The organism is Rhodococcus chondri (assembly GCF_036327435.1).
GTDB lineage: Bacteria > Actinomycetota > Actinomycetes > Mycobacteriales > Mycobacteriaceae > Rhodococcus > Rhodococcus chondri.
Window position 1 is genome coordinate 1 of the sequence record NZ_JAUZMZ010000165.1, and the last position, 10,034, is coordinate 10,034.

The following is a 10,034-nucleotide window of genomic DNA, read 5'->3' on the forward strand; positions in this document are numbered from 1 at the left end:
GCACGGGTCGGCTCCAGTGGGTGGACGGTGTAGGAGCTTTCGACCCTACGAGCGGCCCGTGCGCCCACCCTTACCGACACGCGGGCATACCACACGTCTGGTCATCCACATTCAGAGCAGTAGAGCCGATTTTATGACGCCCACTTCTGAAACTGACAGCAGGACACGATCGAGTGCCGGACCGTTTTGCGGTGTGCTGTTTGAGGGATCGGTCCGCAAACTTGATCTTGTTCCGAAAACGACCGACACGCGACGTATTGAACCATCGGTTTCCGACACGAGTTTTGGCACATCCGTCGCTGCTGCTCGCGATTTTTCGGTCGGGATGTTTCAAATACGGTGAGTTCTGGAACACTGTCGCCTCGTGAACGAACTTTTGGGCTACGCGAGGGTCTCGGACCACCGGTCAGCTACTCGATGCGCAGAGCGACGCCCTGCGCGCCGCCGGGTGTTCGAGGATCTGGACCGAGACCGCCAGTGGGGCGACCACCGCCCGACAGCAACTGGCCGAGCTGTTCTCGCACCTGCGCGCCGGCGACACCCTCGTTGTCTGGCGGCTCGATCGCCTCGGTCGGTCGCTGCCGCACCTACTGCAGACCGTCGAAGACCTCGAACAGCGTGGGGTCGGCTTTCGGTCCCTGACCGAGGCGATCGACACCACGACCTCCGGGGGTCGGCTGATCTTTTCGATCTTCGGGGCGATCGCCGAGTTCGAGCGCAACCTCATCCGTGAACGTACCCAGGTCGGTCTGGCGGCCGCCCGGGCCCGTGGCCGCACTGGGGGCCGGTCGGCGAAGATGACCCCGAACAAGATTCGGCAGGCGAAGAAGATGCGCGATGGCGGCATGGCGCAACACGAGATCGCCGAGATCCTCGGCGTCGGACGCACCACGCTGTATCGACATCTGAAATGAGCGGACAAGGACCGCACCGACGAGTCGGATCACGGCCGCCTCGTTCGGGAAGACGCCCACGACGCGGGTTCTGCGTTTGATCTCCTTGTTTATCCGCTCCAAACGGCGTTGGTCGACCGGATCTCCGACCAACGGTCCCGCGGAAATGTGCTGAACGCCAGGACCTCTGCCTTGGCCTGGTCCATCAACGGACCGATCTTGGGAACCGGCCGCGAATCCCTGCGCGCGCGAAGGGTGAGCAGTCAGGCTCGCGGCCACCAGTCGAGAGCCGTGCACGGCATGTCCCCGACCACCCAGGCGTCGTGGCCCGGTCCGACCGCGAACGCGTCCCCGGGTCCGGCCTCGACTTCCGCGCCCGCACGGCTTCGCAGTCGCATCCCGCCGCTGAGCACGTAACCGAAATGGTGTTGCGAGGACCGGCCGGTCACGGCGCCGACATACGTGGACCACCGCCAGCCCGGGAGATAGACGCCGTGACCGATGATGACCGGTCCGGGCAGGTCGAGCACGACACGCACGCTTCCATCCGGGAAGACCACGGTTCGTTCGGGTGCACTGATCGAGGCGAGGGCAAGTCCGTCCCACAGCTCCGGCATGGTGGTGATGCTAGCCCCGCGCTTTCACACTGATCGGACATGCTCGTGGCACCGGCCACCGGCCACCGGCCACCGGCCACCGCCACGCCTGGGCCGTCGCCAGTGCGTCGGCACCGGCGCACCCGACGAGCACGACACGGCGGTGATGGCTCAAGATGATCAGCTCGCCGGCGGCGAGGGCGCGACTACCGGCTGTGATTGTCGACCATGACCGATGGTGCGCGACCGATCCTCCGAGTGGGGCTCGTCCTGGTCGGTGTGCAGTTCGGTGCGCACCGACCGCGCCGATGTCCAGATGGCATGGTCGATCTCCCAGGCGGTGACCCGTCGGCCCAGCACACTACTGACCTGGGCCGCGAGCTCGGAGAGCAGGGTGCGGGCGGTGGCAGCATCGGGGCGGCAACTCTGCGCAGGCGGCACTCGCTGCAGTGCGAGCCGCGCAGGAATGGGCGGAAAGAAACGGAAGCACCATCAAGACGATTCGGGTTCGTCTGCAATCAACGGCGTACGGGCCGATCGACCTTCCTTGCCTCGCCGGTTCCCTGCCATTCGATGAGATAACTGCCAGAGCCGAAGGCGCTCTACGCCAATGGGACGCACAACAGGGCCAGGCAACCGTCGAGCGTGAGGCCACCGCAGCGCTTCAGCCGGAAGACGATGAGAACCAGCCCGAGAATCCTAGCGGGATGTCACCGTCGAGATTTCGCGAAAGGACACGAGATCCGGTGTAAGGATCGTGGATTCGGTTCGACTTGCATGCGGGTGCTATCCCATTTTGGTATCCGTGACGCCTTGCATGCTAGGAATCCCGGTCCCGGGGTTCCTTCCCCTCAGCGGTGGGCGTCGTGCCTGTCGGATTGTGCGCCTGGGGACATTTCGAGGGTTTCGGTGTACTGACCATGGGTAAGCCCGAAGGACGAGACAGATCCTGGTGAGATTCGACAGCTCTCCGAGTGCAGAGGAGGTAGCGATAGTGTCCTCCGACACCGAGAACGACAAGAAGCTGTCGTTGACCGGATCGGTGGCCCTGGGGACCGGAGTGATGATCGGTGCGGGAATTTTCGCTCTGGTCGGGCAGGTGGCCGAACTCGCCGGGTCCTGGGTGCCCTGGGCGTTCATCGCCGGTGCGGTGGTGGTCGCGTTCAGTGCCTATTCGTACGTGCGGTACTCGAGCACCGATCCGTCCTCGGGTGGGATCGCGATGATTCTGAAGGCCGCCTACGGCTCCGGTGTGGTGGCAGGGTCGTTCTCGTTGTTCATGTACGTGTCGATGGTCCTGGCCGAGAGTTTGTTGGCCAGGACTTTCGGCACGTATCTGTTGCGTCCGTTCGGGTTGGAAGGCTCGGCGGTGGGGGTGCCGGTCCTGGCAGTTGCGGCGATCGTGGTCGCGACGGTGGTCAATCTGGTCGGCAACCGGTGGGTGGAAGGGTCAGCCACGGTTACCGCGGCTATCAAGATCATCGGTATCGCTGTGTTGGCAGTAGCAGGTATCGCCGCCACCGGAGTCTCCGCCCTGTCGCAACTGATTCCCGGTGGGGACGGACGAACCCCGCCGGATAGCGGGCTCCTGGGCTTTCTCGCCGGCACCGCGTTGTGCATCCTGGCGTACAAGGGATTCACGACGATCACCAATCAGGGTGACGACATCCGCAACCCCCAGCGCAACCTCGCTCGCTCGATCGTGATCGCGATCACGGTGTGCACGGTGCTCTATCTGCTGCTGACCGTCGCGGTCACCGGGAGCCTGTCGGTGCCGCAGATCGTCGCCGCCCGTGATTACGCGCTGGCCGAGGCCGCCGAGCCGCTGTTCGGGTCCTGGGGGGTGTGGTTGACGGTCGCGGTGGCGGTGGTCGCGACATTGTCCGGGCTGGTGGCAAGCCTGTTCTCGGTCTCGCGCCTGTACGACATGCTGCGGGAGATGAAGCAGGCACCCGGGTTGCCGGGATCAGTGAATCGGCAGTCGCTGTTGATCACGGCCGCGCTGGCGCTGCTGACCGCGACGTTGTTCGATTTGAGTCAGATCGCCTCGCTCGGAGCGATGTTGTATCTGTCGATGGACATCGCCATCCATTGGGGTCTGATCCGTCGTCTGCGCGACGAGGTGGAGTTCGCGCTCTGGATCCCGGCGACGGCGATCGCGCTCGATGTGCTCGTTCTCGTACCGTTCGTGATCATGAAGGTGCGTGCGGATCCGCTCACGGTGGTCGTCACCGCAGCGGTGGCTGCAGTCATCTTCGCAAGCCAGTGGCTGATTGTGCGCCGCCGCGGTGACGAGGCACATCGGCAATCCTCCGCCGGACACAATTGACCAAGACTCGGCGCGCTCGTCGAGGTGATCACCAAACCCAGCGATCTCGGGCCTCGGCCTGCTCGGTCCGGAAGACAGCCGCAGAGGCGCTCGCCGTCATGTAGGTCCCCGCCGATCGGAAATGTCTCGGGTCATCAGGTCGATGTGTTTCCGGCTTCCACCGCCCGTCGAGCGCTGTGTCCACCTGTCGGGCAGGCTGGTCCAGCGCCGGCGGGCCGTGGGATCTTGGTCGGCGAAGTGCTCCCGCAGGAGCAGAAGGTGGTCGCTGATCGCGGTGCGCTGTTCAGCGGTCCTCGTGTTCCAGGCCCACTCCCGCATCTGGATGCACGGGGTACCTGCACACCGAGGGTTCGCTCGAGCAGATCTGCGCCGAGTCCGCCGACGACCACCGGCACCGGCCTTCGGGCCGATGAACTCGGTGGCCGGACGGCTCGAAACTGGGCAGCGGCGTATCGCGCTGAGGCTATCCGAGGGAGGTGAGCAGATCGCGGCAGGCCTGCTCGCAGCGCCGGCAGGCGTCGGCGCAGATCTTGCAGTGCTCGTGATGGGAGCTGTGCTCGGCGCATTCGTCTCCACACGACTTGCACGCGGCAGCGCAGGCTTCCAGAACCGCACGGGTCACATCGGCGTTGTTGCCGGTCTGCCGCGACAGCACCCGGCCGGTGGTTTCGCACAGGTCGGCGCAGTCGAGGTCGCTGCGGATGCACTGGGTCAGGTCGGCCACCGAATTCTCGCCCAGACACGCATCGGCGCACGCGGTGCAGGTCTGCGCGCACTCGATGCACGCCTCGATGCAGGCCGCCAGTTTTGTCTTGTCGATCCGGCCGATCTCCTTCGGGTAGGTCTCGAGCATGCTCGCTGCGGTGCTCATATCTGTTCTCCTCTCGTCGATCCCCGGGATGATCGGGGCAGATGAGCCACCCCGATATTGCTCGCGTACCCGGAGATGGTGGAGCGATAACGACGAACGCATATTCTCTCGTGGGAATTCGACTCGTGCCTGTGCGGCGAGCGGCGCACAGTTGCCGGTGTACGCCCGGCGCCCCAGCGAATGCGAACGTGGGCCCCGGTCGAGCCGAAAACCCCACCGCACCGACAATCGGCCCAGCACGGTCAGCCGCGAGTTCCGAAAACGGTCGGCGGCGCTGCGAGGGAATATCCGTAGGAGCAGGCCCCGCGCCCGGGGATGACGGTGGCGTACCGTCGGACAGGCTCGAAGAGCGCACCGTCTGTGTTGAGGAGGAAAGAGGGAAGACCGAGCCCGCCGAGCCTGTCGTCGTCCTTCTCGGCGAAGACGACGCCCAGGACGAGTCGATGACCCGAGAAGCGTTCGGCGAGCACAAGCTCAGCAACACCTTGCATGTGGTGCGCGACGGGGATGATCAATACTCAACCCGCGTCGTGCAGCACCAGGCCGAGCGTGCGGCGCAACCCCGACCGTACCGTGCTCACCCCGTGCCGGACGGGCGAGCGGGACCACCCGCGCGCCGAGCGGGTCGGGCGGTCGCGGGTGGTGAAGATCAGGGCATGGCCCTGCTCGAGCACCGTGACGGTGCCCCGCGACTGCGCGCGGGCACGTTGTTCGACCAGCAGGAATTCGCCGCCCGTGTAATCGCGACCCGGACGGTCGAGGCCGATCACGACCTGAAGCGGAAAGATCAGGTCGCCGTACAGGTCTCGATGTAGCGCAGCATCAGCGGCGCCGGTTTCGATTGGCCGGCGGAGTGGCATGCCTCGAGCCAATCGTCGAAGTCGTCCGGCCACGGCGCCGGGTCGCCGAGTCGTTCGGCCCAGTCGCGGGCCGGGGCCAGCAGGTGCCGGTAGAAGGCGGCGCGCAGTTCGGCGACGTCGGCCGGTACGGGGGCGGCGAAGTACTTGTACGTGCCGTGCCCGTAGCGGTANCGGNACATGTCGATGACGCTGCGGAACCGAACTTCGTCGTCCCAGAGCGACGCGATCTGAGCGCACTCGTCGGCGCTGAGGAGTGGACCGGTCAGGGCGCAGCCGTGCTCGTCGAGTTCGGTGGTGAGCGCTGCCCAATCCTGCGCGTCCACTCGTGTGGTCAAGCCGCCGGCAGATGCCATACCGCCTCCTCGCCGTCTCCTACATCTGCGTTACCCGGTAGACGCTCGGCCACGCAGAAACGTGAGCCGTCAGGACGGCTGATCGTCGATGAGCTTGCGGAGGAGGCGGCCCAATTCGGCGCGATCGTCGTCGTCGAGGCGTGCGAATACTTCGACAGCCTCGGCGTCGCGGGCGGTGTCGAGTTCGGCCAGGACGCGTCGTCCCTCGGTGGTGAGCCGCACGCACACCGCGCGACGATCGGCGGGGTCGGGGAGGCGTTCGGTGAGCCCGCGGGATTCGAGCCGGTCGACGACCTCGGTGGCCGCTCGCGGGACGATGCGCAACGACTTCGCGACGACTCCGAGACGGATCGCCTCGTCGGCGCTCCCGATCACCCGCAGCGCGCGGTGTTCGTGGGGGGAGAGTTCCCACGGTTGGAGGATGTCGTGCCAGCGTCGGCGCAGCGTGCGGGTGGCGGTCATGAGTAGATCGCGGAGCGCAACGGGGGAGTCCGGCATGATCTGCATCCTACCTCACTTGACGCTTGCCTCTTAATGAGGGAACCTCATCAAGTACGAACGAACCCAGGAATCGAGGTGGCGCGCATGATGCAGCCCCCACCAGGTCGAGGCGGCGGCCCAGGTCGCCGCGGCAAGGTCGACCCCAAAGACGTCGAACAACTGCGAGAGTCTCCCGTCAGCCTGCGACGGATCGGCGCGCTGTTCGCCCCCTACCGCTGGCAGATCGCCGTCGTCGTCGCGCTCATCGTCGCGTCGTCCGTGATCACGCTGGCAAATCCGTTTCTCGTCCGCGCGCTCATCGACGACGCGATCCCCAACCAGAACGTCGAACTGCTGCTGTGGGCGGTGGGTGGCATGCTCGCCATCACCGTCGCGAGTTCGCTGCTCGGCGTCGTCCAGACCTGGATCTCCACCACGGTCGGGCAACGCATCATGCACGGATTGCGGACGCGCGTGTTCTCACACCTGCAGCGTCAGTCCATGAACTTCTTCACCCGCACCCGCGGCGGCGAGATCCAGTCGCGGCTGACCAACGACATCGGCGGTATGCAGTCGGTCGTGACCTCCACCGCGACGTCACTCGCGTCGAACATCACCACCGTCGTCGGCACCGCTGTCGCGATGGCCGTGCTGAGCTGGCGGCTGTCGCTGCTCTCGCTGATCGTTCTGCCACCCGCGATCTGGCTCACCCGCCGTGTCGCGATGATGCGCCGCGCCATCACCGCGCGGCAGCAGCGGCGCCTGGCCGACATGCAGACCCAGATCGAAGAGGGGCTGTCCGTCAGCGGTGTGCTCCTCGTCAAGACACTCGGCACCGGTCCGGCGCTGTCCGACAAGTTCGCGCGCACTTCCGAGGACCTTGCCGATCTCGAAGTACATGCGCAGCTGTCCGGCCGCTGGCGGATGGCCACCATGAACATCGTGTTCTCCGCGATTCCAGCGGTGCTCTATCTGGTCGCCGGTCTGCCCGCGACGTCGGGTGGAATGACCATCGGCACGCTCGTCGCCTTCACCGGCCTGCAGGGCGCGCTGTTCCGTCCGCTGATGAGCCTGCTCGACGTCGGCGTCTCGGTTACCAGTTCACTCGCATTGTTCAGCCGCATCTTCGAGTATCTCGATCTGATCGTCGAGATCGACGAACCCGAGAAACCGGTCCGCCTCGATCGCGACCGGGTCGCGGGAACGGTGCGTTTCGAACACGTGGACTTCCGATACGGCGGTGCCCACCGGCCGGCGCTCGACGACATCACCCTCGAGATTCCCGCGGGCAAGCAGGTCGCTCTCGTCGGCGAAACGGGTTCGGGCAAAACAACCCTCGGCGCGCTCGTCGCGCGACTGTACGACCCGACGTCGGGACGCGTGACCATCGACGGCGTGGACCTGCGCGACATGCCGCTTGCCGAGGTCGCCGCGCTCGTGGGTGTGGTGTCGCAGGAGACGTATCTCCTGCACGCCACGGTCCGCGAGAATCTGCGCTACGCCAAGCCCTCGGCATCCGATGCGGAAATCGAGGAGGCAACCCGTGCCGCGCACATCCACGACCTGATCATGTCGCTGCCCGACGGGTACGACACGATGGTCGGCGCGCGCGGGCACCGCTTCTCCGGTGGCGAGAAGCAGCGCCTGGCGATCGCGCGCACGCTGCTCCGGGACCCGCGGATCCTGGTGCTCGACGAGGCCACGAGCGCACTCGACAACGAAACCGAACGGCTCGTGCAGCGGGCGCTCGACGCGGCGCGACTGGGACGGACGACCCTGACCATCGCCCACCGACTCTCGACGGTGCGCAGCGCCGACGCGATCGTCGTCCTCGATCACGGCCGGATCATCGAGCAGGGAAGCCACGACGAACTCGTCGCACTGGACGGCAAGTACGCGGCGTTGGCCGCGCGCAGTGAGCAGCCGGTCGCAGTGTGACGTCGGGGATTACCGGCGCTTGGCGGACAGGTTAGTTTCGGTTGGCCTAACCAACCATGGCCGGGGCGCACGCCCGCGTAGAGACATGTGGGAGAAGCGCAATGCGGGTTGTTGAACGTCGGGGGGCGCGCAGCGTCGCGGTGCTCGGTGCAGTAGCGATGCTCACCGTCGGCCTGGTGGGGTGCTCGACCGACAGTGGCAGCGACACCGCAGACGGCACCGAAACCACCGCCGCCACGCGCACGTTCGATGCGCAGAACGGCTCCATCGAGATCCCGGCCGACCCGCAGCGCATCGTCGCGTGTGGCTACGCCGTCCTCCCGCTCATCCAGGCCGGAGCCGACCTCGCAGCGGTGTGCGAATGGAGCCGCGAGATCGAGAGCATGGACGACGAGACCCTCGCTGCATACGACGCGCCGCCGAGATCGCCGACAAGTACGCCGGCACCCTCGGATCCCTGAACTTCGCCGGTCTATGCAGCACCTGCGGCACCGAGCCGGGCGAGTTCTACCGCGAATACAAGTTGTCGTACACCACCAACCTGTTCGACGATCTCGGCTTCACTTTCCCGGGCGAGCCGGCCGATCCGGCGGATGTCCACGGTGAATACGTCTCCCTCGAGCAGTTGCCGCAGAATCTCGCCGACGCCGACGTGATCGTCTACGGCCTCGAGCCGGACGGCTCGATCTCTCCCGAACTGCAGGCCGTCTTCGATTCGCCGCTGGGGCGGAACCTGCCCGCCGTCCGGGCCGGCAACCTCGTCGGTGTCGAGCACGCGAACGCCGCGACCTACGAAACGGCGCTCCTCGCACTCGATTCCATCGACGTCGCACTGGAGAAGCTGCCCGCCACCCGGGCCCGATAGCTACACCGACCGACCCGGCCTCGACGTCCCCGACTCGCGGCCGTGCCGCGCACGAACGGGAGCACCGAACCCGTCACGGGCTTGGGCGGAACAACTCGTACGCCATGGAGTCGCCCGAAAGGCGCCGACCTGGGATATACATACCTCCATACGTAAAACTCTTTGTGTGCTGACACTCGCGGCCGGGATAGCGGTGGGGTCCGCAGGCGCTGCGGCTGCCCAACCCGTCGCCTTGCCGACCCCGATCGCCCCCACCAACGTCTCCACCACGTGGTGCACCAATCCCCCGCCGTTCGCGCACCTGTCGATAATCGCCTGCCTGGCAAGCATCATCTCGACAGGTTCGGCAGCGGTCGGGTCTTCGTCGCCGCTCCCCTGGAAGTAGTTCTCGCCTCCGGCGCTGAAAGACAGAAACGGGCGCCATTCCCGATGCCGGTATCGAGCCGCGAGATACGCGATTCTCACCGGACCCGGCATTTCTGCTTACTGCCACGTGCCACACGCCGCGCGGTGCCTCAGTCCTCGTCGTACTTGTCCCAGAACCGCGCCCGCAACCGGTACCGGTTGTTTTCGTCCAGGTCGTAGATCTGCATCGCCACCGAAGCGTCGAGCAACAGGGCGCGGTCGATCTCTCGCGGGATCGACGGTCTGGCCCGTTCGAGTTCCAGTTTCTCGTCGGGGGTGGCGCTTTCCCGGAACGAGGCCAACACCCGCATCACGACCTCGTCGATCACGTGTTCGTCCGCGACCTCGTCGTGGCCGTAACCGCGCAGCACCTGCGCCGGGGATCCGCTGGTGCTGCTGTAGGCGAGCACACTGGCCGGGCGCGGGGCCGCCGGGACGTGTGCG

Annotated in this window: 8 protein-coding genes and 5 pseudogenes; 5 read left to right on the forward strand and 8 right to left on the reverse strand. The window is 66.1% G+C overall.

What is annotated here, in order from left to right:
• Window positions 1-364: 364 nt before the first annotated feature.
• Window positions 365-914 (forward strand): annotated as a pseudogene (locus Q8814_RS21280) (recombinase family protein).
• A gap of 3 nt (window positions 915-917) precedes the next feature.
• Here the strand turns inward: Q8814_RS21280 and Q8814_RS21285 are convergent.
• From Q8814_RS21285 to Q8814_RS21300, 3 genes and pseudogenes are all read right to left on the reverse strand, one after another.
• Window positions 918-1,084 (reverse strand): annotated as a pseudogene (locus tag Q8814_RS21285) (transposase); the annotation flags it as partial.
• Window positions 1,085-1,156: 72 nt separating this feature from the next.
• On the reverse strand, window positions 1,157-1,510 hold the full coding sequence (locus tag Q8814_RS21295) for a cupin domain-containing protein (RefSeq protein WP_330153982.1): 354 nt from the start codon (window positions 1,508-1,510) through the stop codon (window positions 1,157-1,159).
• A 159-nt stretch (window positions 1,511-1,669) separates the two neighbouring features.
• A complete protein-coding gene (locus Q8814_RS21300) occupies window positions 1,670-1,930 on the reverse strand; it encodes a hypothetical protein (protein WP_330153983.1) in 261 nt (86 codons plus the stop codon).
• A gap of 553 nt (window positions 1,931-2,483) precedes the next feature.
• Here Q8814_RS21300 and Q8814_RS21305 point away from each other — a divergent pair.
• The gene (locus tag Q8814_RS21305; protein ID WP_330153984.1) at window positions 2,484-3,818 is read left to right on the forward strand and encodes an APC family permease; all 1,335 of its coding nucleotides are present in this window, start codon (window positions 2,484-2,486) and stop codon (window positions 3,816-3,818) included.
• A gap of 463 nt (window positions 3,819-4,281) precedes the next feature.
• Here Q8814_RS21305 and Q8814_RS21310 read toward each other — a convergent pair whose 3' ends face one another.
• The 4 genes and pseudogenes from Q8814_RS21310 to Q8814_RS21325 all read right to left on the reverse strand — a co-directional run bounded on the left by Q8814_RS21310 (window position 4,282) and on the right by Q8814_RS21325 (window position 6,409).
• Window positions 4,282-4,689 carry a four-helix bundle copper-binding protein gene (locus Q8814_RS21310; protein WP_330153985.1) on the reverse strand — a complete coding sequence of 136 codons (408 nt, stop codon included), beginning with the start codon at window positions 4,687-4,689 and terminating at the stop codon, window positions 4,282-4,284.
• Window positions 4,690-4,931: 242 nt separating this feature from the next.
• Window positions 4,932-5,180 carry a hypothetical protein gene (locus tag Q8814_RS26565; protein ID WP_408015957.1) on the reverse strand — a complete coding sequence of 83 codons (249 nt, stop codon included), beginning with the start codon at window positions 5,178-5,180 and terminating at the stop codon, window positions 4,932-4,934.
• Between the two features lie 27 nt (window positions 5,181-5,207).
• Window positions 5,208-5,902: pseudogene (locus tag Q8814_RS21320) on the reverse strand (2OG-Fe(II) oxygenase).
• A gap of 69 nt (window positions 5,903-5,971) precedes the next feature.
• A complete protein-coding gene (locus tag Q8814_RS21325; RefSeq protein ID WP_408015958.1) occupies window positions 5,972-6,409 on the reverse strand; it encodes a MarR family winged helix-turn-helix transcriptional regulator in 438 nt (145 codons plus the stop codon).
• Window positions 6,410-6,487: 78 nt separating this feature from the next.
• Between Q8814_RS21325 and Q8814_RS21330 the strand changes: the two genes are divergently transcribed.
• The 3 genes and pseudogenes from Q8814_RS21330 to Q8814_RS21340 all read left to right on the forward strand — a co-directional run bounded on the left by Q8814_RS21330 (window position 6,488) and on the right by Q8814_RS21340 (window position 9,570).
• Window positions 6,488-8,320 (forward strand): ABC transporter ATP-binding protein, encoded by a 1,833-nt coding sequence (locus Q8814_RS21330; RefSeq protein ID WP_330153987.1) that lies wholly within the window; start codon window positions 6,488-6,490, stop codon window positions 8,318-8,320.
• 101 nt (window positions 8,321-8,421) lie between these two features.
• Window positions 8,422-9,185 (forward strand): annotated as a pseudogene (locus tag Q8814_RS21335) (ABC transporter substrate-binding protein).
• Between the two features lie 166 nt (window positions 9,186-9,351).
• Window positions 9,352-9,570, forward strand: a complete 219-nt coding sequence (locus Q8814_RS21340) for a hypothetical protein (protein WP_330153988.1) — start codon at window positions 9,352-9,354, stop codon at window positions 9,568-9,570.
• 130 nt (window positions 9,571-9,700) lie between these two features.
• Here Q8814_RS21340 and Q8814_RS21345 read toward each other — a convergent pair.
• Window positions 9,701-10,034, reverse strand: a pseudogene (locus Q8814_RS21345) (NYN domain-containing protein); the annotation flags it as partial.

Coding starts and splice junctions, on each gene's coding strand:
- Q8814_RS21295 (WP_330153982.1), bottom strand. CDS start 1,510: ATGCCGGAGCTGTGGGACGGACTTGCCCTCGCCTCGATCAGTGCACCC.
- Q8814_RS21310 (WP_330153985.1), bottom strand. CDS start 4,689: ATGAGCACCGCAGCGAGCATGCTCGAGACCTACCCGAAGGAGATCGGC.
- Q8814_RS26565 (WP_408015957.1), bottom strand. CDS start 5,180: ATGCAAGGTGTTGCTGAGCTTGTGCTCGCCGAACGCTTCTCGGGTCAT.
- Q8814_RS21325 (WP_408015958.1), bottom strand. CDS start 6,409: ATGCAGATCATGCCGGACTCCCCCGTTGCGCTCCGCGATCTACTCATG.
- Q8814_RS21330 (WP_330153987.1), top strand. CDS start 6,488: ATGATGCAGCCCCCACCAGGTCGAGGCGGCGGCCCAGGTCGCCGCGGC.